This is a genomic window from Brenneria rubrifaciens (assembly GCF_005484945.1).
GTDB classification, from domain to species: Bacteria; Pseudomonadota; Gammaproteobacteria; order Enterobacterales; family Enterobacteriaceae; genus Brenneria; species Brenneria rubrifaciens.
The window spans coordinates 2,763,271-2,787,932 of the sequence record NZ_CP034035.1; the positions used below are offsets into that span (position 1 = coordinate 2,763,271).

Annotated in this window: 27 protein-coding genes; 4 read left to right on the plus strand and 23 right to left on the minus strand. The window is 50.0% G+C overall.

Annotation, left to right across the window (positions count from 1 at the left end; genetic code table 11):
• Nucleotides 1-55: 55 nt before the first annotated feature.
• The 6 genes from EH207_RS12575 to EH207_RS18635 all read right to left on the minus strand — a co-directional run bounded on the left by EH207_RS12575 (nt 56) and on the right by EH207_RS18635 (nt 5,202).
• A complete protein-coding gene (locus tag EH207_RS12575) occupies nt 56-520 on the minus strand; it encodes a M67 family metallopeptidase (protein WP_175413675.1) in 465 nt (154 codons plus the stop codon).
• Nucleotides 495-2,261: a ThiF family adenylyltransferase gene (locus EH207_RS12580; protein WP_137714298.1), complete on the minus strand. Its 1,767-nt coding sequence runs from the start codon at nt 2,259-2,261 to the stop codon at nt 495-497. Before EH207_RS12580 ends, EH207_RS12575 begins: the two co-directional genes overlap by 26 nt.
• Nucleotides 2,261-3,325: a cyclic GMP-AMP synthase DncV-like nucleotidyltransferase gene (locus EH207_RS12585; protein ID WP_137714299.1), complete on the minus strand. Its 1,065-nt coding sequence runs from the start codon at nt 3,323-3,325 to the stop codon at nt 2,261-2,263. The genes EH207_RS12580 and EH207_RS12585 overlap by 1 nt, the downstream gene beginning before the upstream one ends.
• Nucleotides 3,318-4,382 carry a patatin-like phospholipase family protein gene (locus EH207_RS12590; protein WP_137714300.1) on the minus strand — a complete coding sequence of 355 codons (1,065 nt, stop codon included), beginning with the start codon at nt 4,380-4,382 and terminating at the stop codon, nt 3,318-3,320. The genes EH207_RS12585 and EH207_RS12590 overlap by 8 nt, the downstream gene beginning before the upstream one ends.
• A gap of 261 nt (nt 4,383-4,643) precedes the next feature.
• Nucleotides 4,644-4,928 (minus strand): TrbI/VirB10 family protein, encoded by a 285-nt coding sequence (locus EH207_RS18630; RefSeq protein WP_425456710.1) that lies wholly within the window; start codon nt 4,926-4,928, stop codon nt 4,644-4,646.
• Entirely contained in the window at nt 4,897-5,202 is a 306-nt protein-coding gene (locus tag EH207_RS18635; protein WP_425456711.1) for a TrbI/VirB10 family protein, read from the minus strand. The genes EH207_RS18630 and EH207_RS18635 overlap by 32 nt, the downstream gene beginning before the upstream one ends.
• A 188-nt stretch (nt 5,203-5,390) precedes the next feature.
• Between EH207_RS18635 and EH207_RS18640 the strand changes: the two genes are divergently transcribed.
• Together EH207_RS18640 and EH207_RS18170 are read left to right on the plus strand one after the other, a co-directional pair.
• A complete protein-coding gene (locus tag EH207_RS18640) occupies nt 5,391-5,543 on the plus strand; it encodes a hypothetical protein (protein ID WP_175413676.1) in 153 nt (50 codons plus the stop codon).
• A gap of 255 nt (nt 5,544-5,798) precedes the next feature.
• Nucleotides 5,799-6,698, plus strand: a complete 900-nt coding sequence (locus tag EH207_RS18170; protein ID WP_175413677.1) for a hypothetical protein — start codon at nt 5,799-5,801, stop codon at nt 6,696-6,698.
• Between the two features lie 634 nt (nt 6,699-7,332).
• Here the strand turns inward: EH207_RS18170 and EH207_RS12605 are convergent.
• The 3 genes from EH207_RS12605 to EH207_RS12615 form a co-directional block, all read right to left on the minus strand.
• Nucleotides 7,333-7,992, minus strand: coding sequence for an SPASM domain-containing protein (locus EH207_RS12605; protein ID WP_246048888.1), 660 nt, complete (start codon nt 7,990-7,992; stop codon nt 7,333-7,335).
• 62 nt (nt 7,993-8,054) lie between these two features.
• Nucleotides 8,055-9,175, minus strand: a protein-coding gene (locus EH207_RS12610) for an IS3 family transposase (protein WP_137712505.1) whose coding sequence is annotated in 2 segments (ribosomal slippage) — nt 8,055-8,917 and nt 8,917-9,175 — 1,122 coding nt in all. Because the reading frame shifts where the segments join, the coding sequence is not laid out codon by codon here.
• Between the two features lie 68 nt (nt 9,176-9,243).
• Complete coding sequence (locus EH207_RS12615; RefSeq protein ID WP_217496092.1) at nt 9,244-10,200, minus strand: MFS transporter; 957 nt, start codon at nt 10,198-10,200, stop codon at nt 9,244-9,246.
• Between the two features lie 103 nt (nt 10,201-10,303).
• Here EH207_RS12615 and EH207_RS12620 point away from each other — a divergent pair, with 103 nt between their 5' ends.
• Nucleotides 10,304-11,212 carry a LysR family transcriptional regulator gene (locus EH207_RS12620; RefSeq protein WP_137714301.1) on the plus strand — a complete coding sequence of 303 codons (909 nt, stop codon included), beginning with the start codon at nt 10,304-10,306 and terminating at the stop codon, nt 11,210-11,212.
• A 53-nt stretch (nt 11,213-11,265) separates the two neighbouring features.
• On the opposite strand, the gene EH207_RS12625 is transcribed toward EH207_RS12620, so the two are convergent.
• The 7 genes from EH207_RS12625 to EH207_RS12650 all read right to left on the minus strand — a co-directional run bounded on the left by EH207_RS12625 (nt 11,266) and on the right by EH207_RS12650 (nt 16,563).
• Nucleotides 11,266-12,051: an SDR family NAD(P)-dependent oxidoreductase gene (locus EH207_RS12625; RefSeq protein ID WP_137714302.1), complete on the minus strand. Its 786-nt coding sequence runs from the start codon at nt 12,049-12,051 to the stop codon at nt 11,266-11,268.
• Nucleotides 12,052-12,067: 16 nt separating this feature from the next.
• Nucleotides 12,068-13,192: a hypothetical protein gene (locus EH207_RS12630; RefSeq protein ID WP_217496093.1), complete on the minus strand. Its 1,125-nt coding sequence runs from the start codon at nt 13,190-13,192 to the stop codon at nt 12,068-12,070.
• Between the two features lie 12 nt (nt 13,193-13,204).
• On the minus strand, nt 13,205-13,363 hold the full coding sequence (locus tag EH207_RS18255) for a hypothetical protein (RefSeq protein ID WP_217496094.1): 159 nt from the start codon (nt 13,361-13,363) through the stop codon (nt 13,205-13,207).
• A gap of 40 nt (nt 13,364-13,403) precedes the next feature.
• Complete coding sequence (locus EH207_RS12635) at nt 13,404-14,048, minus strand: glutathione S-transferase family protein (protein WP_137714303.1); 645 nt, start codon at nt 14,046-14,048, stop codon at nt 13,404-13,406.
• Between the two features lie 53 nt (nt 14,049-14,101).
• Nucleotides 14,102-14,824: a hypothetical protein gene (locus EH207_RS12640; protein ID WP_137714304.1), complete on the minus strand. Its 723-nt coding sequence runs from the start codon at nt 14,822-14,824 to the stop codon at nt 14,102-14,104.
• Nucleotides 14,821-16,032, minus strand: a complete 1,212-nt coding sequence (gene wecB / locus EH207_RS12645) for a non-hydrolyzing UDP-N-acetylglucosamine 2-epimerase (RefSeq protein WP_137714305.1) — start codon at nt 16,030-16,032, stop codon at nt 14,821-14,823. Before wecB ends, EH207_RS12640 begins: the two co-directional genes overlap by 4 nt.
• A gap of 225 nt (nt 16,033-16,257) precedes the next feature.
• Nucleotides 16,258-16,563, minus strand: coding sequence for a putative quinol monooxygenase (locus EH207_RS12650; protein ID WP_137714306.1), 306 nt, complete (start codon nt 16,561-16,563; stop codon nt 16,258-16,260).
• Between the two features lie 594 nt (nt 16,564-17,157).
• Here EH207_RS12650 and EH207_RS12655 point away from each other — a divergent pair.
• Complete coding sequence (locus tag EH207_RS12655; protein ID WP_137714307.1) at nt 17,158-17,454, plus strand: helix-turn-helix domain-containing protein; 297 nt, start codon at nt 17,158-17,160, stop codon at nt 17,452-17,454.
• Nucleotides 17,455-17,547: 93 nt separating this feature from the next.
• Here EH207_RS12655 and EH207_RS12660 read toward each other — a convergent pair whose 3' ends face one another.
• The 7 genes from EH207_RS12660 to EH207_RS12690 form a co-directional block, all read right to left on the minus strand.
• Nucleotides 17,548-19,491 carry a relaxase/mobilization nuclease and DUF3363 domain-containing protein gene (locus EH207_RS12660; protein ID WP_137714308.1) on the minus strand — a complete coding sequence of 648 codons (1,944 nt, stop codon included), beginning with the start codon at nt 19,489-19,491 and terminating at the stop codon, nt 17,548-17,550.
• A 203-nt stretch (nt 19,492-19,694) separates the two neighbouring features.
• Complete coding sequence (locus EH207_RS12665; RefSeq protein WP_137714309.1) at nt 19,695-20,264, minus strand: S26 family signal peptidase; 570 nt, start codon at nt 20,262-20,264, stop codon at nt 19,695-19,697.
• Between the two features lie 403 nt (nt 20,265-20,667).
• Entirely contained in the window at nt 20,668-21,513 is an 846-nt protein-coding gene (locus tag EH207_RS12670; protein ID WP_137714310.1) for a replication initiator protein A, read from the minus strand.
• A 26-nt stretch (nt 21,514-21,539) separates the two neighbouring features.
• The gene (locus EH207_RS12675) at nt 21,540-21,827 is read right to left on the minus strand and encodes a helix-turn-helix domain-containing protein (RefSeq protein ID WP_121553534.1); all 288 of its coding nucleotides are present in this window, start codon (nt 21,825-21,827) and stop codon (nt 21,540-21,542) included.
• Nucleotides 21,828-21,910: 83 nt separating this feature from the next.
• On the minus strand, nt 21,911-22,708 hold the full coding sequence (locus EH207_RS12680; RefSeq protein ID WP_137714311.1) for a DUF2285 domain-containing protein: 798 nt from the start codon (nt 22,706-22,708) through the stop codon (nt 21,911-21,913).
• A gap of 355 nt (nt 22,709-23,063) precedes the next feature.
• Entirely contained in the window at nt 23,064-23,375 is a 312-nt protein-coding gene (locus EH207_RS12685) for a DUF736 domain-containing protein (RefSeq protein WP_137714312.1), read from the minus strand.
• A 583-nt stretch (nt 23,376-23,958) separates the two neighbouring features.
• A complete protein-coding gene (locus EH207_RS12690) occupies nt 23,959-24,357 on the minus strand; it encodes an ATPase (protein WP_137714313.1) in 399 nt (132 codons plus the stop codon).
• Nucleotides 24,358-24,662 lie beyond the last annotated feature (305 nt).

Consider the following 24,662-nt stretch of genomic DNA (forward strand, 5'->3'; position numbering starts at 1 on the left):
CTTCCATACGTTTAGGTTTTGCAGATGTGGAATCCGCTGATGCACTGATCATCCACTATCGTTCGACCTTTATTATAGAAAGTATCCGGGCACCTTCGGGAAGGTAGGTATGGGCGGTTGAAACCAGCTCACCTTCAACTCCAAGCTTAGCTATCAACAATACCACGAAGTTCGCGCCAACAGCTTCGTCCTGAACAATTTGCAGCATCGACAGGTCATCCGTCCTGCTTGGGTAAGGTGAAAATGACGGGTGAGAATGCCATTCTCCAATATAGTTGAATCGCTCATAGTCGTAGCCCGATTCCCGAAAAAATGAACGAAGGTTTCCAATGGCATCCCCTATTCTTCGCACAAAGGACGATAATCCACCACGACGATGCACAGTCATCTCCCGGACGGCGAAGATGTTCGGTCCAACATGCTCGCCCATCAAAATCCCGCCGACTTCGCGCCGGCCAGCCTTCCGGAGGGTCGCCGTCAGCAACCGATGCTGCTCACGAGGAAGGATCAGTGTTATCACTAACATCTCCTTCGTACATATTCAGCAACGCCTTTACAACTGTAACCTTGTCTTCATCGCTCACCGCGTTTTCGTCGCGCCCCCAGCCCTGACCCTGCACGTCGATCGGACGTGTATCGAACGGTTCTTCAAAGATCCACTCTCTACACATGCCTAACAGATACACCGAATGCGGAAACTCACTTGGTGATCTGGACAATGCTGTATCGATCGCCAAGCGGGTCAACGCGGTAGCAACGAAACCTACATCGCTGTCATATGCGACAAGCGGTTGTTCCTCATTCCCATCGTAGCTCGCCACGTTCTTGAAGGGGGATTCGGGAAGAGTCGACAAATGGGCGTAATAGGCATCACGAACAGCCAATGGGTTCGGATCGTGCCTCGGACGCGCCCGCGCGATCATTCCGCCGTAACCACCGGCGAATATCTCCCCCCAGCACAGCGGTATCCCATTTCGCTTCGCAAGCGCAGCTAACAACAGGAAAACCTCCGGATTAGCGGTGGCGTCAATCAACAGGTCACAGTTTGACAGATCCTTTAGTGCGGCCTCGGTCTTCACTGCCGATTCCTGACCCGCGAGACGAATGGTATTCACATCCACCTGCACACCCGCCGCAACCAGCTCCAACGCGTGACTTACGGCCCACGCCTTATGCGCGCCCACATGGGCCCAAGACAACTCATGACGTACTATGTTGCCGGGCGCAAGGTAGTCGTCGTCCACCAATAGGAACCGCCGAACGCCGGATCGAGCCAATGAAACCGCGACTTTGCTGCCTACGGATCCGAGTCCGACAATGCCGACGCGGATTTTACTCAATTTCTGTGACTCCTTCGACAGTCTAGAGCCAAAACGCGAGGGCCATACAACCCTATGTTCCAGCAACTCTGGCTGCTCCCCGGAGTTGATCAAAAACACCCGCAGCGATCCCCACTCCTTACCCAGCAGTATGATCGTCCTAGCTATATACCTTCCTGCCTCCTGAACCAGAACATCGTCGGTGGCGAACCCGGCTTTAATCAACACCTGGACCAATGCCTCAACAGATTCAACTGGTTGCATTTGATCGAAATCATCGCTTCGAAAGACCCATCCCTCACCGGGCAGTGAGAACAGACTAAAGGGCTTACTGATACCTTCCGGAATATCGGCCACGTTTTGCAACACATCCTGTGCGTCGGCGACTTTCGCTGCGAACATGACGGCAGCGCCACCATTGTACACGGTCACCGATGTCAATCGGGTTTGGGATGGAAGCGGAAGCATTAACCACGTGGAGAGTACTTCGATGGTGGCAACGAAACGCCGGAATATCCAGCGTAGGCCCTGTCCCTCAGTCAGGCTATGCGCAGACGGTACTGCATGAGGCAGTTCAGGATGCTGTTCTGTACTTAGCAACTCGTACGCGCTACGTACCATATCAGCACCTGTCACGTCGGGATGCCAATTATCTGCCCGCCATTGCAGGCAAAGCGAACCGCCCTCGCCATATTGGTGGTTAGACCATCGCTCAGACTTATCTCGCGGGCGGATGTACGGTGGAGAGTCCGGAAATACGTCCGGATACGTCATTATCCCCGCAAAGACACGACCATGAATGGTCATATCGATATCGACCACGATCGCTCCATCTTCTGATATACGCCAGGCCAGACTCAGCCAACCAACCTTGATTTCGAGATGTTCGAGTTCCTCCTTCTCTCGCAGGAAGCGAGCGGGATCCTCCATGGCCCACTTCATTAGGCGAACCCCGAAGACTTGTTAGGTTGTACTGGATGACTGGGGAAGGTGAGGCTAGCGGTGACAGCTGCCGCAGGCCGCAGCAGCGATCTGGACGTGATATCACCTTTATCGGCCTGGATGCTGAAATAATCTGTATTAAATACTTCATCCCAAGCATCACTAGCTTTCTTACGTGTGCTGTCGTACTCGTCGAGAACCTTCAGTACCTCCAGCGCATCGCTCAGACATTCTCGGAAAAAGATCACGCACTCATCTCCGTCCTCCGCAAGGTTCTTGTCCGCATACACGGGATGATCAATACGTTGGCTGAAGTCCAACTGCGATTTGATCGCCTGCCAGGTATCGTGCAGAGCGTCATCGTCCCGGCCAGGACGTGCAACGAATTGGTCCACAACCAGTTTCGAAATGCAGATGCCACTGGCAGTTTTCTTTTTCCAGACAGCACGGCTGCGGGCCATCTTCTTGGTCAGTTTGGTAACCCGGCGCAACTGACTAGTATCGGATTGCCCCATCTTGAGTTCGGAGCCAACGGCGTCGTTGAACCAACGAGTCACCTTACGTGCATCCGATTTGACCCAGTCATCGTCGCTGGCCAGTTCGTACTCGACAATCTCATTGCCCCATATGTCTTTCGCCCGAATCGTACGATAGACGGGAATGTCAATGTGATACCCATCGGGATACGGCTGACGCACACAATTTGTTTTTACAACAGCATTGTAGGCTAATCGTTCGTCCTTCAATGCGTTACAAACCCTCCTGCGGGCATCATGCGCATCAAGGTAGTAGCCATCTGTGTCTTTCAGGTCTTCCTTATCAAAATACACGCCGTCATCAATGTCGTAGTCGCACGCATCATCCTGGACCATGGTACGCATCGCATAGGAACCCTGCGAGCTGAACTCCTTCGGCAAGAGATGACCAGCCTTAGTCAACCCATTCTTGAGCCGCGTTCGACCGTTGTCGCGGCGGCTACGCATCTCCGCCTGCTCTCCGTTCGAGAGGTTCACCTCGTCCGCGTGATACCCTTTCATCTCTTTATTAAAGTCAATACTAGTCATACTTATCCTCAGATTGATGGCGACTGAGGTCGGAAGCGTTCGCCAGCGCAGTGCGAAACTCGCTCATCTGATCGATTGATTCAGCCGTAGCCCAGGCGAAATCGACATCGGAGATGGCTTGCCGAGCAAGCGCATTTAGAACCTTAGGACGTGCGTCATCCATGTTTTCCAAATAATTGTGGAGTTCGCCAGACGGACATTGCGCTGGCAGCCGGTAGGCGAAACTGCCGTGTCCCCGCAGTTCCGCAATTTTTCGCGCGAGGTAGTCGTACGCAACTGCCTGTGCATTCATGCTCGCTGCAATGGCCTTGATACCGCCGCCCCATCCCCACACACCACGGTGCAGCTTGCGAGCACTTTTGAGCTCTTCGCCACCCTGAACGGGAAGCGTACCGAGCATATACAAATGAATCGGACGATCGTTATCCCCCCTTCGCTGAAGAATCTCGTGGGCTTCTATCATACCCACCGCCCCCGGATTATTTGCCCAAAGCCCACCGTCCACGTAGTCAACCGTGGCGCCCCCGTCTCCGGGTTCAATCAGACGTGCGATTGACCTCAGAATGGGAGCTGCACTAGTCGCCATGCAGGCATCCACTAATAGCCGATCATTGTCGCGCCCGTTGAGACGGTCCATATGCGGGGTCTTGAACACAGTGGAGGAATGGCGGTTCAAGTCTACGGTGGTGATAGCTAGACCGATTCCACGGCGCACGTAGACTTGCCCCATTGTTTCGGCACCAAAGGCATCAACAAGCACAGCTCGCAAGGCTTGGTTACCCGAGGCAAGGCCGGAGAACATACCACGGACGTATTTCCCCAGTTTGGGGACTGCACGCAGCCATTGCCGCGGAAAAATCTCCCGTCCATGAATTTGATACAGAGCCAGAACCTTACCGAGCGGGATTCCCGCAGCCAAGGCACATGCAACTATCCCGCCTGTACTGGTTCCTACCAGCAGATCAAACGCTCTGCCCGGATCGATTTCCCCGGCACCGGAGACACGCAGCCGCTGTATGAACGTATTAAGGTACGTCGCCTGATAAACGCCACGCATCCCACCTCCATCTAGGCACAAAACACGGAACGGCTCCACAGACACTATATATAGACCTCAATATTTAGACATAGCACTAAATATAGTATCATAAGATAAAATTTCAAGGGGATACCACTACATAGATTTTATGCCATAGGCCAAGTAGTTAACCAACATTGCTTGTCCTACACGTAAATTGCACTTTACGGGAAAGTGAAGGTAGGTTTCACATGTGCAATGCTAGACTGCGTTCCCAGTGGTGGCATGTGTGTAGATTTATCAAACGCCTCCACGTTGATAGAACAACTGCTGATAAGGCCTCAGCACCAAATCCCGATTCACAATAATCCGCACAGGCAGTCCCGGCCGTTCGGTCAGCATTGGCTGGATATCAAGATTATGCCGTGTGACTTCCTGCCCCACCCGATTCACCGTATCCTGTAAGCTATCACGCCCAGCGATGGTGTTGCAGTCGCCATCCTGGCGGTTCTCCGGTGCAGCCAGTTCGGCGCCAACGCCTAGCGTTGTGTGATTATCGCCGCACCGGCGATAACCAGATCCCAATGCCAGTCGGCGTCATCCTCCAGTCTGGTGTAATAGCCGGCTGGTTCGGTTTAGACCAAATGTCCAGTATTAACGACGAAGTATCAGGCAAAATGATACGGTTCAACACCACTTGAGCCCTACTTTGCCCATAGCTTATCTGACTGTTGTACATACTCAAGGTGCGCGAGCACTGTGGGATAATAGATAACGGCAGCTGGCTGTCCATGTCGTAGACCGGTTCGGTCACCGTGGCGATTACATCGCCTGGAAGATCAGATTTGATGCGCGTCACCAGCGATCACCGTTCCAACCATCACCTATAGCGAGATAGGCTGATGAATATCCCTTGAGTTACTGGTTGTCGTAAGGCTTCCTTTCTGGAATGCCTCTTTCTGATCCTGCTGGTTCTGAGTAGTAGTTGGATCAGTGGCCTACGGTATTGTTGAGGCGGTCCTGCCGCCAGTGGGTCAGAGAGGATATTTGGCGAAGACGAAGCCGCTGGATGGCGTTGTTTACGCGTTAACCGTCGCCCGAGGATTGCTGCTGCGAAAAATACCGACGATACGGAGCATCTTCCGCTTCTTTCTGCCACGCCAGCTATTTAACATCAACGGCATACTGTCCGGCAGGTGAAGCGCTGGATACCCGTCCAGATTAAAACATTGACGGTCCCGGCACGGGTGCCATGTCGGTGGCCGGTTTCACAGGTGAGTGCGTAGGATCAAGAATCCGTAACTCTATCGAGATTTCAGTCTGGAGTGTCAGCTCACCTATCGGAGGGGCAACTCCATATTCATATTTTTCCATGCAAAGGTTACAATATGAGATAACTAATTATTTTCGCTGTCAATTCTTTGCAGCAATATTACAAAAAACATAGGGATTAGCATGGCTTCGTCTGAGATTGCACGCATTAAAGAACGGGGGAAATCGCAAAAGAGAATAAACGAAATTTACGCTGATTCGATGAACTCGTATCTAATACACTATTCGTGTGAATCATTTTACTCAGCCCCTGGTCAACCCCCTGTCGGCCACTCAACTCGGGTGACGTGTATTGCAATCAGAAATCTGAAGTCAGCGCAGACCAAGACTTGGTCCATTCAGAAATCAGCAGAACTGCTTAACCAACTTGTGACTTTGACGTCACTTGCAGCAGGTAGGCAGACGACTTTTACCCCAGCACAGACGTCTGCAATCCTCGATCCGCTTGAGCGAGATATGTTGGATGGATACTTTCAATTTTTAGCCACCCATTCTGACAGCACTTTTATTCACTGGAACATGCGCGATGATAATTACGGCTTTTCAGCCTTGGAACATCGCTATCGCGTTCTTGGGGGTACTCCAACTATTTTACCTGATAATCGCAAATTAGACTTAGCACGAGAGTTAGTAACTCTATATGGACGCCAATATGCCCCTCATACATCCCCCAAAGGCCGCAAAGGGCGTCTGATGAGCATCATCGAATTGAACAAAATCGCTGATGTTGACGCTCTTCAGGGAGCGGAGGAAGCTGATGCGTTTGTCAACGGTGATTTTATCAAACTTCATCAATCTACTCTCCGCAAAGTCGACGTCCTTGCGAATGTATTTGACCGGACACATCAAAAAAGCCTAGTCACCAAGGCAAGCTTTATGGACAAGTACGGTATACATCCTGTAGCACTGCTGGAACTGGTAAAGAATAGTCCAATCACTACTGCGTTTACTGTAATTGCAGCGATCGGCGTAGCAATGATTAATTACGAACGCATATTCACCTTTGTAAGGGGATTGTTTTAACTAACCCAAAAGTCCTCTTCCGGCATATCATTTCTGCACTCAAATTGAGTCTTCGACGGCAACTTATAGCCCCAAGAAAGATCGGGAATTGGGAAAGATCAACCACAAACCCTGAATAGGTCGTTTTAAAAGACGGTCACTTCTGATCACGACATCTGGTGGCAATCCACCCACATTGAGAAATCATTCGGGTATATCAACATGTCCCATTACAACGAGCAGAGCTTCTGCTCACCAGCGACTTCTGTCGACTATTCATCACTCTGACTAACGCTCCGTTAATTAATAACCATAATTTTAGGTAATATATTAATTGGCAACATGAGACACTATGGGTGGTTAATGGGAATTCTATCGACTGCTCCCAATGAATATATAATTAATACTATTTGCGAGGAAAGAGAAGATTATAGATTGCATGAGTAATTTAGGCCCTGACAAAACGTTGACTAAGTTAGTAGGATACACTGCGGCTTTTTCGCTGCGAACATTAGATTGAAAACAATTTTTAGGCTGGCGAGCACTTCTATATATGTATATATAAATTTCCTTGTATCCTACCTTCGGACGGCATGAAACCATTTAGCAGCATTTTTCCATGTTCCCTCCAACTCTATTTTAAGAGCAACACAACTCATCGATTTCCACAAACAACAAGATGTTCAAATAACGGGCAACCATTCATACATGTCGACTTATGTCTGCATCCGCCACATCGATCCGAGCTAAAATAACTGCGAAACGACTGCATATTTGGAGATTTTGTCCAAATATCCAAAAGTGACGTATTATCGTTCAATTGATCTCCGTCAACCAAACCACTCTGAAATGAGCAGGGATACACTTTGAGATCTTCTGAAACATACATAGAGAATCTACCCGCGTCGCATGCATCCACCATTACCGTATTGGCATTCGTTCTTGCGAATACACCACTGACGCAACAAGCGTCAAACCCAACTTTCAATTTTCTACGAGGAGAAGTTGCCAACTCGAAAAATTCATCCAGTCTCGAACTGTTTCGCAACATTTTCGTTTCAAAAACCTTTCGACCGGATGGTTTATAATTCAGAAAAATGATGGCATTAATGCCAGAAAGAAATTCGGGAGGTTCGCTGAGCCATCCTATCGCAATGTCAATGCTGTCAGCATCTAAGATAAAATGCACGTTGACTTTGATATTTTTTACAACCAATCTTGCTATAGTTTCAGCAGTCTCATCATATGGTGGATATGCAGAAACAGCTACCGCGCCACAATACTGCCGCGTAGCCTCCAGTATTTCATTACTCAACCCACGACCATTAGTAGTGAAGTTCGGAACGATTGACCTGCCCCCAGTGTTAGATACAACGATCAGTTAGTAATATCGGTTTGTTTACCTTCTAATTTTCCATTTCTCCAGCCTGCTGCAAATTCAGACGGTGTCTGGTAGTTCAGCGAGGAATGAGGTCTGCACTCGTTATAGTCCTGCCGCCAGTCATTGATAATTTTCCGGGCATGAAGAATATCGCTGAACCAGTGCTCATTCAGGCACTCATCCCGAAAGCGACCGTTAAAGCTCTCAATAAATCCGTTCTGAGTTGGCTTACCTGGCTGGATTAATCGCAACTCAACACCATGCTCAAAGGCCCATTGATCGAGAGCGCGGCAGGTAAACTCCGGGCCCTGATCGGTTCTTATCGTCGCAGGGTAGCCACGAAACAGCGCAATGCTGTCCAGAATGCGTGTCACTTGCACGCCTGTAATCCCGAATGCTGTGGTGATCGTCAGGCACTCCTTCGTGAAATCATCCACACAGGTAAGGCACTTAATCCGGCGACCGCTGCAGAGTGCATCCATGACAAAATCCATTGACCAGGTCAGGTTCGGTGCATCCGGGCGCAGGAGCGGAAGCCGCTCAGTCGCCAGCCCTTTACGACGCCGTCTGCGTTTTACGCTCAGGCCATTAAGGTGATAGATGCGGTAAACCCGCTTGTGATTAACGCAAAGACCTTCACGCCGCAGAAGCTGCCATATACGCCGGTAACCAAAGCGGCGGCGTTCAAATGCAATCTCAGTGATGCGCAGGGATAGCTGCGCGTCAGCAGCCGGACGCTGGGCCGAATAACGGCAGGTTGACAGGGACAGGCCTGCCAGCCTGCAGGCACGACGTTGCGACAGACCCGTTGTCTCACACATGACTTCCACGGCTTCCCGCTTCTGGTCTGTCGTCAGAACTTTCGGCCCAGAGCCACCTGAAGCGCCTCCTTATCCAGCATGGCTTCAGCGAGTAGCTTCTTGAGACGGGCGTTCTCCTCTTCAAGGGACTTGAGTCGCTTTACTTCGGGGACTTCCATGCCGCCAAACTTCTTGCGCCATGTGTAAAAGGTGGCGTCTGAAATAGCATGCTTGCGGCAGAGTTCCCGGGCAGAAACCCCGGCTTCGGCCTCGCGGAGGATACTGATGATCTGTTCGTCGGAAAAACGCTTCTTCATGGTGACGTCCTCATGTGACTTATGAAGACATTACTAACATCGGTGTGTATTAATCAACGGGGAGCAGGTCAATACAAATGCAGCCCCGGTACATTGGCAAAGCAAAGCCCCCCCAGGAACGCTAAGGTAATAAGCGTGCCTACTTGGGAATAGGCGGTAAAACTAAATATCAGCAGCCCCAAAGCCTGTAGCGTGAAAAACACGACGAGTACGGGTATCGGTTTAAGGTTGGCGATACGCCCGCCGATAACGTTCCCCGCTATCACCGATAGCCCGTAGAGAAACAAGATCTTACCGATACTGCTCGACTGGAATCCACTTATCTGTTCCAGCAATGGCGCTAAGTAGGTGAACGCAACGAACGTTCCGCCATAACCGAACAGATTCATGGAAAACGCGATTAACAGCCGTCCGCTGCTCAATACCTTGGCCTGGTCTCGCAAACTTCCGGGACGGTCAACGTTAATCGTACGCGGCAACAACAAGGCGATGCCGATGAATGAAATCAACCCCAGGCCGGCGACCATCCAGAAAGTTGTCCGCCACCCCCATTGTTGACCCACAAGGGTACCAATAGGCGCCCCCGTGGCGATGGCGATAGTCAACCCGGAGAACACCATGGCAATAGCTGAAGCTCGGCGGTCATGAGAAACTAAACTCGCAGAGATAGTGGCGCCGATGGCAAAAAAAACGCCATGTGAGAATGCAGTAACCACTCTGGCCCCAAGCAGAGCACCATAATTGACGCTGGTCGCCGCGACCATATTACCGATAGTGAACAATGCCATTAGCGACAGCAGTAACGTCTTGCGCGGCACCCGCCCCGTCAACGCAGTCAAAACAGGCGCGCCAACGGTAGCTCCCAGGGCATATAGACTTACTACGAGGCCTGCGACAGGAATATCAATGCCCATATCAAGCGCAATATTGGGCAAAATGCCCACCGCAACGAATTCCGTGGTTCCGATGCCATAAGCGCTGAGCATCAACGCCCACAATGCTGGATTATGCGAACGAACTTGCACGTTTATCTCCAAGCAGAAAAGTGTAGCGGTAACTTTAGAAGACTTCGTGCTTTTGAACTATAATTCAACGGTCAATGGACCTTGGAAATAAATTCACGAATCCATGCACCAGTACAACCGTTCTAATCACTTTACTGAAATGGCAACATTCGTTCAGGTTGTGGAGTCAGAGAGCATTTCTGCCGCTGCACGGAAACTGGACATGACGCCTTCTGCGGTAAGCAAACTTCTTCACCGGCTTGAGACCAGGCTGGGAATTCGTCTGATCAATCGCACCACACGCAAGCGTCAGCTCACTCCGGAAGGCTCCCTATTCTATGAGCGCTGCTTGCGCATACTGGACGATATCTCTTCGGCGGAGATGGAAGCGACGCGAGGCGCAACGCCACGTGGTCGTGTCCGCGTCAATTCGCACGTCGCGTTCGGCAAACACTATCTGATGCCACAGATCCCGGAATTCCTTAAACGGTATCCGGAAATAACGCTGGATATCGTTCTTTGTGATCAAGTAGTTGATCTATTAGACGATCGCACTGATGTCGCCATCCGAACCGGTCCGTTAACCGATTCGCGTCTGGTGATGCGCAGTCTAGGGAGTAGCCGAATGGTGGTCGTCGCTGCCCCCGCCTATCTTGAACGTGAAGGCATCCCGAAGACACCGGCAGAACTGGTGAGGCATCACCGACTCGGCTTCGGTTTCACCCGCCATATCAAAGTGTGGCCATTCAATGGGCTTGATGAACCACACCTGCTTCCGCCATCCGGAAACTTATTGTTAGGTGACGGCGAAACCATGCGTAACGCCGCAATCGCCGGCCTTGGCCTGGCCCGACTAGCGCATTTTCATGTTAAAAAGGACATAGAGGCCGGACGACTCGTACCACTGCTGGAGAACTATAATCCTGGCGATCAAGAAGAAATACATGCGGTCTTTATCGGACCGGGCAAGCAGCTCCCGACCCGTGTACGCGTATTCCTCGACTTTATCGCAGAACGATGCCATGTGCGCTGAAGCAGCCATAAAATATCAACACCAGGCTCCAGCTAGTTCAGGACATCATTGGCCTACACCACCGTCCTCAGTACCCCGCCATCCACCCTCAACGCAGCGCCAGTGATTGCCGATGCTTGTATAGACGCCAGGAACACGGCGAGACTCGCAACTTCATCCGTTGTCGCAAGTCGTCCTAATAGCGATGAAGGCCGGTGTTCTCTGACAAATAACGCCCCCGCCTCTTCAGCATTAGACGCAACATCGCCCATCAGATCGGATACGAACGCCGCAACCCCTTCACTCAGCGTTGGTCCTGGCAATATGCTATTTACTGTTACGCCACTGTTAGCAGCCGCTTCCGCAAAACCTCGAGCAACGGCAAGCTGAGCGGTTTTACTCACACCGTAGTGCACCATTTCCGGAGGAATTTGCAAGGCAGATTCACTTGAAACAAACACGACTCGCCCCCAGCCGGTATGCATCATATTCGGTAGGTAGTGCCGAGTTAAACGAATGCCACTCATGACGTTGATTTCCATGATTTCGGTCCATTCGCTGTCTTCGATTTCCAGTAACGGGCGAGGACGGAATATACCCGCGTTGTTGACAAGAATGTCGATCTCAGGAAGATGGCTGATCAGGGTCTGGCATCCCGTCGCTGTACCGACATCCGCAGCGATGCCTGTAACCTTTGGCGTGCCGCCTAGCCGTTCCACTGCCTCATCCACCCGTGTTGCCGAGCGGCCATTAATCACCACATCAGCTCCAGCGGCCAATAACCCTGATGCAATCGCATAACCAATACCGCTGGATGAACCAGTGACTAACGCTCGCTTTCCGAAAAGGTTGATATTCATAGCTGTTCACTCCAAATTAGTCAGAACCAGATTTAGACGAAGAAGAAATTCCTGTGCTTTCATTGTAGTAAACGACTACTTTAGGATTGGCGGCTTCATAATAATGTGGCACTGAATAACCAATTGTCGCGAAATCGATTACCCCTCGTTGCTTGAAATCGCCCAAAGCAATTCTAGCTACCGACTCGTCGCCAACGCGCCATTTGAGGAAAACGCCATTCTCTGCATCGACGGCTTTGTAATACATGACGCCTTGCCAGGGCGCCGGGCCACGTAACCCTACTAAAAACTCTTCGTCACCATCACCGTCAAAATCAGCGCAAACGACACAATGCCCTGGACTTTCGCCTTCTTCGTCAGGATCGCTGAACACATCCAACACATAACGTTTCCATTGTGCTGAACCGGGGTCTTCGCCACGCTTTTTGCAGTAAACGACCACCGTATTACCGTGAAATGGCTCTAAAGCAGCGACATAAGCAAATGCGTCATTTCCGAGGCGGCCTACATCTGCATCGCCGCTACCTTTAAAGTGCGTATTCTCAACCTGACCAAGTTCTCCGACGCCAATCAAATGCCGAGCCCAACGCTGGTTTCGTTCGTCATAGTAAAGCCAGCTTACGCCTTCATCGGACGAAACGATTAACGAGTCAAGGGAAGAGCCCGGTATTAAATTCAGTTTTTTTTCTACTCCGTGGACAAAGCGGAACGAATAGGCATTAACGATGCTCATCGGCCAATTATCAACCTGTAAGACATCATCTGGCTTAGTGAACAACGCAACATTGATTACGCCGTGCATTGCCGTAGGAGATACAATAGGGAAGGCAATGACCTCCAGTTTATCTTCCCTTGTAAAATGACCTATTCTTAATCGATGCGTCGCAGGCACATGGCCAATATAGTGACGTTTCCATCGAGTTCCCTCTTCGACGTTTGGCCCCGGATTTTCCAACCAATCAATTTTCCCGCCATCAGTTGACGGATCGTGAAAGGTACCACCGGCGCCATATAGGTCGTAGCAAACAATCACATCTTGTCGTCCTACGCCCTTTACATCAGCATTATCCATGCCCACCGGCATAGGTATGCCATCAGCCAGCAGATGACGCTTCCACTGAATGGCATCGCCTATCGGCATATTTTCATACCACTAAATCTCTCCAATACCTGGTCCATAACCGACCAAATCGTGGCGCCCCCGCCCTGCTACATCGAGAGCCTGAACCCAGTAACCATCGCGCAGCCGTTCGGCCACAACCTGTTTAGTAAACTTTGGCGGGAACCCCGCCTGTGACGTGAATTTCGCCATGGCTGTAGATCTCCGAATATACTTACCTCATTTACCTAGATCAGACTGAAACAGCGATACCTTCAGTCAGTAGCGTTTTTTGTACAGACTGACGGGCCAGACAACTTTCGGTCACCCTCCGCCAATTCGGTTGCTCCTCCACAGGCAAACCAATCACCTGAAACCACCTGTAATAGACGAGCAGAAATGCATCCACCAAAGTAAAATTGGAACCTGTCGCATATTTCCCATCATGTGCAATTCTTCGCTCGATATATGAGGCCAGCTCTTTCATGTGCTTTCGAGCATATTTACGCAAGCGCTGTTGGGTTTGCTCATCATCAGCCAAGTGCTCAGGACGAAAATAAGCGCCAATAGTACGGTGAGCACTGGTTGCTAACCATGCAAGCCACTCCATCGCCCTGGCTTCATCCCAAGTACCGGATTTCGGTAGCAGCGTGTTATTTTTTTCTCGCCAAACAAGATGAAGCATTATCGCTAACGATTCAGTTAATGTCGATCCATCAATTATCAACACCGGGACCAATCCAGCAGGGTTTATCTTTATAAAATCGGGGGTCTTATAGTTTTTTAGACGATTATCGGCCACTTCCACGCGAACAGGTTCAAAACGAAGGTTTAATTCATTTAAGATAATATGTGGTGCTAAGGATATTGTTCCTGGAGCATAATAAAAACGCAACATACCATCCTCCTTTTAATGGAGTTATTAACTATAATTCTCTATTCAAATAACACTTAAATTGCAGGATGATATTCAACCGCCATCCAAACACAATCTGTCTCAGCAAAATACTGGTGCCAGGGGTAAATATATTTACCTTTTTCACCAGCAACACAAAATGGCTGAGCAGTGGAAAAACCAGGATGCATGCCAATTGATTCAAATAACGAGTCATAAGAATTATTATGAAACTTTTGCATATATCCGATGCCTGAAACTTGAGTGTGAATCTCAATGAAATCATGTTCATTATGAATAAAACAATTTGTTCCTGCCGGCGCAAACCATAAATTCAACTTAAGTAAAAACCTATCTCTGGAACCAAATAAATTTATTAGATGAACTGGAGTGTGGTTGCCTACAGGAAAAGATAACTCTCCCACCTCATCTTGGGATGACTTCCATAACTCCAGAGATTGAGACAACTCATCTGGAAATAAATCATAACGCTGCCATCCTGGTTCAAAACATATGTCACGAACATTCGATATTTCAATTTTTCTTAAAACAATTACTGGGTAGGGGCTTGAAATATGGACATGTCGCAATATGCTAGAAGATAATGGTGGTATTCCATACCCAGGGTCTTCATCGACCCGAATATATTCATTCGCCGGATTAACAACGATAGTGTCATTTTCCACATAAAAATTTTCAGGTGAGAATATAACGCTAGCGTCCAGCAATTTTCCAGAAAAACAAAGGGGTCGTTGTGTATCGGATACAGGCTTGATCATTTCACGCCTCCACAATATTTACTTATTATCGGTTTTTCCAGATGCTGAGTATCAATGCGGCTATTTTCCTTATACCAAGGCCCTTCCACCAAACGCTGATCTTTCATCAGAAATGATGTAATAGCTTCAAGAGTCCTCGTTGTCGCATTACCATCCCCATATGGGCTAATCGGCACTGCCATACGAAGATAACGCTTTTCATCCCGCAGAAGTGCGATAGCTTCTGAGACAATGCCTTCACGGGCACGTCCTACAAGTTTGGCCGTCCCAAGATTGACGGCTTCGGGACGCTCAGTGACCTCACGCAATACCAAAGTGGGTTTACCGAGGGTGGGACCTTCCTCTTCCGCCCCGCTACTATCGGAAATAATCAGATAACTTCGCTGCATTAGTTTGCAGAATGCCAGGTACGGCAAGGGTTCAACCAGCGATACGTTTGGATTTTTTTGTAGGCGGGCCTGAATCTTTTCCCGTACGACGGGGTTTTTGTGTAAAGGGACGACGACGCGTACATCTTGTTCCAATGAAATTTCAGATAAAGCTTCTGCAATTTCAGAAAGATGTTCCCAAGATTCACGTCGATGCGCAGATGCAAGAATGACTCGTCTATTGTCGCTATCGAGATCCATTAAATCAGGATCACCATAATCCACAGCATGCTGCACGCCCCAGCGCAACGCATCAACCACGGTATTCCCTGTTATGACTATTTTCGAGGGGTCCACACCTTCATGTAATAAATTTCGGTAATTGCCACCGGTAGGAGCAAGATGCAAGGCGCTGATTTGAGCAACCAGCCGGCGATTGGCTTCCTCCGGGAATGGTGACTTGATATTTCCGCTCCGAAGACCGGCCTCAATATGAATAACGGGAATATGGTTTTGGAAAGCATAAAGTGACCCAGCCAACGTTGTTGCTGTATCACCATGAACGACAATTGCAGAAATTGAATGAGAAGCCAATGCCGAGGGGAGGCCTTGTAATATTCGATAAGTGACTTCCGTTAAACTTTGCCGGGGCTGCATAACGGCCAAATCGATATCCGCTTTTATCCCAAAAACAGCTAATGTCGTATCGAGCATTTCCCGGTGCTGCCCGGTGGAAACCACTAGCGGCCTGAGATATTCACTACTCGCCATTGCATTAATCACCGGAGCGCATTTAATAGCCTCTGGGCGAGTGCCTATAACAAATGCAACAGTATGCATGCCTTATTTCCTTCTATGATTCGCTTCTGTATATAAACTCAATTTAATCGAAATTATATAAAAGAAACGGTATTAATCGTGTTCTTGATTTATGAGCATTCGCATGAACAACTCATTCCACAGAAATAAGACTCACAAAAACCAATTAAAACAGAATAGAAAAAAATAATAACCAGTGTGGAATGAGTATTCATTTAAACACACACCCAATTTTTATTAACCAAATTAATCACCTTTAATTGGAGAGAAATACTGAACAACCATCTCTTTCGCCAGCACTTCATCTTTCACTTTTTGAAAATCAGTAAAATGCTGAGCCGCAATATGAGCGTCCAAATCTTCTTTTGATTCCCAGTTTTCATAAAACATCCATGTTGCGGGATCATCGTTAGAACGATGCAGATCATAATTAATACATCCCTTTTCCACTCGAGTGGGAGGGATCATATTACGCAGTCGACGGCCAAGTTCTTCTTCCTGACCAGGCTTTGCGGTCAATTGAGCGACAACGGTAAGGACTTTACTAGTCATAATATATCTCCTTCCTATTTAACAGGATCGAATATATATAGATATCCTCTCAACACCTTTGCCCCCCCTCGTCATACTTAATTGGGGAGAATGCTAACAAGGTAATATCAGCATATTTTCCAACTCTTCCCCCGTAAACATTACGTAGGTAAAAACACCTTTGAAAATAATTCAAATATAATTTTTACATATGGAAATAATTATTTTTAATAATACTTTCATGCCAAATATTAAGTTAAATTTAACTCTTAAGAGTTAAATTTAATCCTTTTTGAGTTAAACTTAACTTAAAAAATTAGATATCAGCGTTCCCCTCATAACAACATGGGCCCAACTGAACGCTGAAAATAGAGTGAATTAATTTTAACTGATGGCCGTTTTCAGCCCATCACATCGCCTCTTGCCCTAGTATTGCAAAAGCCAAGCGGCGATTTTTTATGCTTGGAAGCAGTTGTATTGAGCTCAAACCACCAGTAAATCTCGTTACGCTCCGTAGACAGTCAGGTTCCTAAAAAAAGCAATGCGTAGATGAAATTAGAAAATGAGTTAAATATAACGTGGTTTTAATTATGCTTTAGCCCGACTCTTCTGCCTATGCAGAAGCGAACTGTTCAACGCGGCCGACCAGCCGGCACAACCACCTTTGACGCCGAACTGGCCCATGCTTTCGGCGCGGCTGTCCGTAAACTGCGTATAGAACGTGGAATAGCACAAGAATCACTGGCTAACCTGGCCGGGATTGAGCGTTCCCACTTAGGTAAAGTAGAGCGTGGCGAACATATGCCAACTTTGGTAAACATCTTTAAAATTGCGCGTGCGCTTAAGTGCAGTACCGCCGTGCTCATGGCTGAGACAGAAAACCAGATTCCAGGGACTCAAAAAGACGTTTAGGCCACGATCAGATCCGCGGATAACATACTAAAATTCAGGCGTTTATTCCGAGCCCACTTTCGTATAGTCAAACACATAACGAATTCATAACAGCTATAAATGTAAGTCTTGCCGCCGGCCAATATCCCACGAAACACGATTACCACGCACCATCACCGAAACTTCATTTCCCAACCGCTTTTCAACCACCGGTTTCCATGGAACAAGACTGAATCCCTTGCCATCCTCCAGCATCGCATAACGTCCGCTAGCAAGTTTGATACTACGCCGGTAAATGCCGCTAATTCTTTTACCATCAGTGACATGACGATGTTCCAAGCCAGTTTCAGCTGCGATATCCAGAGCAGCTTTCACAAGTTCTCGATCACGTAATGTCTCCAATAGGTTGCGAGCCAGATAGACTCGCTGTCCGCGCTTCTCGGCCAGCCCTTGTTCGATCAGAAAATTGGCGCGCTGCCGCAGAGCGTCTTTCACTTCGCCTCCAAATCCCATATCGCCCAGCCCTCTGCCGCCGCCAATTAACTGCTGGTCCAGCCAGGTTGCGCCGATTACGCGGATCTGACGCTCAATGGGCAAGTGCGACTTCAGTTCCACCACAGCACCACCGCCCAGACGCTGGACGTCATACTGGCGACCGCGTTCGGGCAGATCGCCCGGCACACGCCAGACGCCTTCGGCCATGCGCTCCACAATACCGGCCCGGCGCAGGGCTTCCAGTCGACGGACATAGGATGCCACTAACTCTTGCGGATCGCGGTCGGGCACATTTTGCTGCCTGGCAACGGCCAGATGATGGTCGGCACGGTACAAACCGCCAGCGGCCAGCGCGACAATGTTTTGATCAGAGGGGCGCAGATATGCCGCAGGCTTTACCTCCACCACCGAGCCGGTCTGATATTGCTCCAGCTCCGCCCGCGGCGGCAACGTCACATAATGCGCTCTACCGTCAAGTCCATCGACGACCAGATAACCCTTGTCGTACAGTTCGTCAGCCAACCCTTTTCCTGCCACACGGCCAACGAGGAAGTCCCCCTTATCGGGCTGGAATACCATCAGTTCACGCGGCTTGCCGTTCATAGTGCGTTGCATAGTCCGGATGATATCGCCGCGCTCGCCCATTGCGCGTAGCGTCGTTTCTGCGTCGGCATGTATTTGCCAGATACCGGACTGGTGTTCGGATGCCAATCCCATGCGAGTTAAACGTTGCAGACGACCAATCAGCATCTGTCGTTGGCTTTGCAAACGCGGCGCGGCAAAACGTTCGATGTATATCCGCCCATCATCGGCCCTTTCACGCATCAAGATACGATCCAGAGTGGTCCAGCGCTCTTGCTCCACCTCACGTAGCCGCGTTAGTTGAATCTCCAGCTCAGTTCGCGGCCCCAACCATTCAGTTGCTAATGCCGACGCTCGCATTCGCATACCTTCAGCGATGTAATCGCGAGAGATGATCAAATCCTTACCGTTATCATCCTTGCCGCGCAACACGATATGAGTATGCGGATTGTCGGTGTTCCAGTGATCGACTGCCACCCACTCCAGGCCGGTCCCCAGATCGGCCTCCATACGCGCCATCAATTGTCGGGTATAGGAACGCAAATCATCGATTTGCTCCGCATCTTCTGGTGAGACGATAAAACGAAACTGGTGTCGATCCTCCCGTCCGCGTTTGTCAAACTCTTTCAAATCGGCTTCGTCGGTAATCGGACCGTAGGCTTTCCCCGGCTCGCCGTGACGGCCGACCCCCTCACGCTCGATATAGCGCAGATGGGTTGACGTTGAACGCGCACCGGCTTTTCTTAGGTTAACCAGCCGAGTTTTGATAGTGACGCGGCGATCGTTCGGTGTGCGAAAATCACTGGCAAAGCTCGCAGCAACATGGCCGCGGCCAAGACGAGAACCAGGCCGTAGCCCTGCTTTGGCTGCTTTCGCACCGGCTTTATTAGTCTGCCGTATCACTCGGTTGATAAAAGGATCGCCTCGCTGTCGGTTTTTTCCCATACGAGGACGAAAACGATCGTCGTCATTTTGATTCATGGCCTTCACCATCTAATAAAAGTCCGAGACAGCACATCTTCAGCTCAATGCTGACAAGACAGATACCGCTATCGCGGCACGCAGTTTCTTTCTGGCGCGTGCCGCGTTCCCCCATGTGCAGACCAGCCCTCTTGCGCGCCGAGGTGCCGCAAGCTTTTATCTTGCCTTGCTGTTCGTCTGACTTAGGACAACCGTACCGAACGTCAATCACCGATAAACATTTCAGGTACGAGTGGTCGTGCGATGCCCTTCAAACTTGAAGTGCGGACCGGTCCGAAATAGCGACTATCGAACGATGCGGAACTGGCGGTACTTAGCAGAAAAAGCTCACCGGATTTGAGCTGTCGGCATCCCGGCCAAGGGGATAGCGACTGGCCATGACTATCAGTAAGCAGTACGACAGCTACAGGTCTGCTATCGACACGTACTTCTCCATTCACGATGCATACATGTTGCGGCGCAACCGCGCCCACGCGTTTAAGTAACGGAATATGCGCTGGCAGATAACCGCGTTGTGCAGCAAGAATCCAAGCGTCTGCTGGCAAATGGGTTAACACAATGCTGCCCGCGGACAATGGCTGCTGCATTGAACCAATCGGCTCTATGCGATACCAGCCAACCGCCACGCTATCTGTTGGGTTGTAAACCACACGCGGTATCGGCGTGTTGAAGGAAGCCCAAGCCAGTGCAGCAATACCGCAAGCGGAAAGACCAATAACCAGCAGGCGCAGACAAGCATAAGATGTTGTACCGAATAGAAAGAAAACGTTCATGCACAGTCTCCTGGTACTATCAGTTCCAACAACAAACACGGTTGTTCCACCAGCATCACGCGGAGTGTAACGGCTTGATAGGCGCGCCAAGCATAAGGGGAATATCGATAGTACACCGAGCCAAATTCGGCTTGGCGCCTGAATACCACAGCTAGCCATCTGATAAACAAAAGCTGGTGGGCACCTATGGTTTTCACGTGCCGTTTGCTGGTTATCCACGGAAAATACGCTATTTCACAATAAGTTAGATCTTTAATGTTAGATCTGTTAGAGAACACCGGAACCCGCGCCATCACTGGGCTATATGCCGTTCGGCACGCTTGATAGCACGATAGTGTTACCTCCGATAGCACGAAGCCTGCCACGTCTGATAGCACGATGGATTTCACAGTTTTTTCCACAGTTATCCCCGTGCCGTTGACAACACCGGTTTGAAGATAAGTAGCTCGGTTCCGCCTGATATACGTTCGATGGTCAGGACATAACCCGGTAGTGACTGCCGGGCGACCAGCGCGCGCAGATCGTAGGCAAAATCGGAAGGCCGAGCTGTACTGCCGGATTTGCGGTATAAGTGCCGAAAATCGAATCGCCATCCCCCGACTTGCCTGCCAGCGTGTTTGCGTACCAGACGATACAACCAACGTTCGATGCCCCCGCTCAGTCGGAAATACGCAGGATCGATTGTTAACACCAGAGTTGAATCGAGCACGCCAGCATAGAACCAATCCGGCAGGATCAACTCGATCCCTTGTGGCGCCCCCCGCGCGTCGGCTCGTTCCCGCCATTCGTTGATCCAGGAGAAACGATGCAAGCGCCGCCCTACTGGCGCACGAATAGATGTCGCTACCGAGGTCGATTGCAAACGATCCAAGGAGGCTTTCAAACGTTGATAGTCGCGCAGCGATGTGCCGCGCCCAATAAATTTCAGGATTTCGTAAGGCGTCGCATGCATTAGACGCGAAGTCGAAATACCTGCGTCTCTGGCTTCGACGACCTGACTGGCCGCCCAAATCAAAATGTCGGCATCCCAAATGGTGGCAATGCCATGTTCGGCAGTGCCTTCTACACGAATGGTGATACCGCCTGCACAATAATCGATCGGCGCTGTACGCCGTGATTTTGCCAGCGAAAAAAACGGATAGGCCATTAAGTCCTGCGCATCGCGCGGTGCCATATCGCCCGGTAGTGCCCGAAAAAGATCGAGCGGTTCGTGTGCTTGCTGAGCGGAAGATTGCTGTGGTCTGAGCATGGCGATTGTTACCGGGCCGCCATCGTTCAGCGTACACGGCTATCAGCCGAATGGTGCTCGGCATATTCAGGATCAGACGTTGTCTCGAAGCTGTGCTGATTTGCCCAAATGTCGAGATCGGATACCGCATACATGACGCGTCGGCCAAATTTACGAAATCGAGGCCCACCACCAATAACGCGCTGTTTTTCGAGCGTTCGGGGTGATAGCCGCAAATATTCGGCGGCTTCGTCATTCGTCAGATAACGTGGTGGTTGCGATGTCGCCTGAGATTGTGGGATAGCGGCATCAGGTCGTATAGGTGCGGGTCGCATGGTATAAGCCTCCATCAATTAATAGCATCGGCCACACCAGCGCGGCCAGACAAAGGCAGTTTCAAGCAAGCGATGTCAGTTGTTCAGGGTCGTTTTTCCACTAAGGCAAAACGGCCCTTCGCTGGGGAACCTTGCTGTGCCAGGCGACGATAGCCTTCTCGACTCATGCATTTGCCACGGCGCACCAATCGTCTTGTTCTGGAGCGCAGACCGCTATCGGCATACCAACCCTCACGCACTGCATCCATGCCAAACAACACCTCAGCCACCTCCCGTAAAGAGGCACCCGCCAGAGTGGCATCAAGCGCTTGAAGAGTATGTAATTCCAGCAAAGCGGTTGGCGATGGACGAGTACACGCTTTTGCCACAGGAGTCACCATTGCCGAAGCGATACACTTATCCAATTCGGCTGCCATAGTCCGGTTACGGGAATAAGGTGCGACACCAGCACTGAACGCATATAGATAAGCCATACCATCAGCCAGATCCGACATTAGTGCTAATCGCAGGCAACAGCTCGGCCAGTAGGACTGCAACATCAACCGCTTTCCATCGTGTAGCAATTGTTTGCGCCCAGGTATGTGCCAGAACTTGAAAGAAATAGCGTTCAGTGGAGGATCTGCATCCGGGTATAGCTGCACTGCGGCGTTATAGTCTGATAACCAGGCAGGATGAGCATCGCGCGCATCTAACGCTGGATTTTCCAGTTGATGTAATCCCCAGCGTCTTGCTGTATCCGGTTGCCGCTGATGGCACAACCAGGCTCGCCGGTAATCAGGGTTACGGCGTAGATATTCCCAAGCTAATGCGGAACCATCAAGATGGAGGATATAAAGATAGCCGGCGGTTGGGTTCCCATAGCCAGAAGTTGGTTTTTCCATGACAGTCCTCCCGTCAAAAACAGGGATCGTCGCCACGGGCAATGAATAATCATCGATGAAATAGTCACTACGCCATATAGAAAGCATGCCGCACTGATTCGATAACCAGCGCCGTAAAATTGTCCGCTCGCGACAGATGCACAACTAACAAATAACCCTCAGTTCCAAGAGGTTGGCACCACCCTCCGCGGAAATCATGACTAAATAGATCAGATTTTAAATCTTGGGTACCAGAATCCAGATTAAGATCGATATCATATTGAATTAGATCGAAATTATCGCAATCAACCTATCTGACCACTGATTATGTTATATAACTACCCCGCCGCAATGGACGGGATAGCTATATATGGCGTCAGGCCGTCGATTTGCTACGCGACCAAATCAGGTTGTATGCACCGTTTTCTTCCTCGATCAGGCGGGCATAAATTATTGACGGGAAGGAGGGATCGTCGAGGATTACTGAAAGGTAAGACCGTTTCGTCTGGCTGATTTTCTTCCAGGCCGCACCGATATCGTAGCCACCGGTACTCTGGATGCGGTAATCGGGAGCATGCTCGCTACTGCTGTCGATGGGAATAAATTTGGCCTTAACATTAAGCGTCAGAGTATGAATGGTGCCAGTGAAGCCATTGCTTTGTGCAGTGAAGGTGCCGATGTTAGCCATGATATTGCTCCTTTCGGGTTACAAGGTCGCGCCCATCGCGTCCTTGTTGTGAACCGTTCGGCAGGGTCCGGTCTGGCTGCACCGCTTACGGCCGTAACGCAATGAAGGACCGGGAAACACAAAGAATTTGTTGGCGAGGAATCCGCTTAACGGAGGGGAAATTGTTTGTGTTTCCCGGTTGCAGCCATCAAGGCCGGTCCTTGCCAGCATTCACAACCAGCTTAAGGCGCGTATGGGCAGACTAGTCCGAAAGAAGCGGTGGCAATCTCGGCTTCCAGCACAGTGGCTTCGACGATTTGCACCTAATGCAGCGAGGACAAACTTCCTCACAACAAGCAAGAATGCCTCCTTCCTCCAACAGTGATCCTAAGGCATGAAGCGCACTGACAGGTCGAGCGACATGCCGGAGGTATATCCTTTTCGTACTCAAAAACCATAAGCCGACAGTATTCAAACGGCGAGACATTAGGCAACTTGATGCAGCAAATCGAGGAGTGCGACAACGCGTCAGCTAATGAAGATACTCAGTAAAGCAAAAAAATAAGCCGTCCCACAGTGAGCAGGACGGCGTAAAGGATCATTATTATGATTGATCTACTATCGACTTCATCATTTGAAGCCGTTCAATCACGCCCGGCTCAACAAAAACGCAAGCCTGATTGGTCGTAATCGATACATTGAACATGTCGGTAAACACATCACGTTTCAGATGAGCAAGGCGCCCCGTCCGGTAAGCTTGCTCAGGTTTTAGAGGTCCCGTTTTTGATGGCGACCCACTGCGTTGCGGATCGCATTCTACCAAAGCGATATAACCCTCATCGAACAGGCGCTGATGTTCAGAGCATAAGCCCCAAGCCGTTGTCGTGTAGCGATCCATACTTGCCCGCAGGCGCTTATCGAGCAAGATGTTGCCGGTATCAAAATTGGTGCCACATACAAGGCAGACATGCTGTTCCAGCGAAACGTGCGATTTCTCGTTCATGGTCTTATCTCCGGTTGCTCAGGCGAAATTGCCCGGCACCGTCGCCAGCACGGCGCAGCGCAGTCCGTCACAGGGTCGCAGACGGCCGTGGCCGCAAGCGCAAAGCGCGCAGCCCTTGACGGCGAGAACGACGTGGTAAGATTCGGTGATACAGCAAGAGGCCCCATCTCCTACAGGAGCTACTGCTACTGACAGGCAAGAGTAGCGCGCAGGTACATAATAGTAGGTGATCTTAGTTTTCGAAGCAGGACAGATGGGACTCAGAATGAGTTCCGGTGCATAACTTACAAGCCCGACAGCAGATT

Coding starts and splice junctions, on each gene's coding strand:
- EH207_RS12670 (WP_137714310.1), bottom strand. CDS start 21,513: ATGCTCAGACCACAGCAATCTTCCGCTCAGCAAGCACACGAACCGCTC.
- EH207_RS12680 (WP_137714311.1), bottom strand. CDS start 22,708: ATGGAAAAACCAACTTCTGGCTATGGGAACCCAACCGCCGGCTATCTT.
- EH207_RS12690 (WP_137714313.1), bottom strand. CDS start 24,357: ATGAACGAGAAATCGCACGTTTCGCTGGAACAGCATGTCTGCCTTGTA.
- EH207_RS18170 (WP_175413677.1), top strand. CDS start 5,799: ATGGCTTCGTCTGAGATTGCACGCATTAAAGAACGGGGGAAATCGCAA.
- EH207_RS12640 (WP_137714304.1), bottom strand. CDS start 14,824: ATGATCAAGCCTGTATCCGATACACAACGACCCCTTTGTTTTTCTGGA.
- EH207_RS12685 (WP_137714312.1), bottom strand. CDS start 23,375: ATGGCTAACATCGGCACCTTCACTGCACAAAGCAATGGCTTCACTGGC.
- EH207_RS12585 (WP_137714299.1), bottom strand. CDS start 3,325: ATGACTAGTATTGACTTTAATAAAGAGATGAAAGGGTATCACGCGGAC.
- EH207_RS12675 (WP_121553534.1), bottom strand. CDS start 21,827: ATGCGACCCGCACCTATACGACCTGATGCCGCTATCCCACAATCTCAG.
- EH207_RS12655 (WP_137714307.1), top strand. CDS start 17,158: ATGCAGAAGCGAACTGTTCAACGCGGCCGACCAGCCGGCACAACCACC.
- EH207_RS18255 (WP_217496094.1), bottom strand. CDS start 13,363: ATGGCGAAATTCACGTCACAGGCGGGGTTCCCGCCAAAGTTTACTAAA.
- EH207_RS12650 (WP_137714306.1), bottom strand. CDS start 16,563: ATGACTAGTAAAGTCCTTACCGTTGTCGCTCAATTGACCGCAAAGCCT.
- EH207_RS12630 (WP_217496093.1), bottom strand. CDS start 13,192: ATGCCGATAGGCGATGCCATTCAGTGGAAGCGTCATCTGCTGGCTGAT.
- EH207_RS12660 (WP_137714308.1), bottom strand. CDS start 19,491: ATGAATCAAAATGACGACGATCGTTTTCGTCCTCGTATGGGAAAAAAC.
- EH207_RS12635 (WP_137714303.1), bottom strand. CDS start 14,048: ATGTTGCGTTTTTATTATGCTCCAGGAACAATATCCTTAGCACCACAT.
- EH207_RS12665 (WP_137714309.1), bottom strand. CDS start 20,264: ATGAACGTTTTCTTTCTATTCGGTACAACATCTTATGCTTGTCTGCGC.
- EH207_RS12580 (WP_137714298.1), bottom strand. CDS start 2,261: ATGAAGTGGGCCATGGAGGATCCCGCTCGCTTCCTGCGAGAGAAGGAG.
- EH207_RS12590 (WP_137714300.1), bottom strand. CDS start 4,382: ATGCGTGGCGTTTATCAGGCGACGTACCTTAATACGTTCATACAGCGG.
- EH207_RS12625 (WP_137714302.1), bottom strand. CDS start 12,051: ATGAATATCAACCTTTTCGGAAAGCGAGCGTTAGTCACTGGTTCATCC.
- EH207_RS12620 (WP_137714301.1), top strand. CDS start 10,304: ATGCACCAGTACAACCGTTCTAATCACTTTACTGAAATGGCAACATTC.
- wecB (WP_137714305.1), bottom strand. CDS start 16,032: ATGCATACTGTTGCATTTGTTATAGGCACTCGCCCAGAGGCTATTAAA.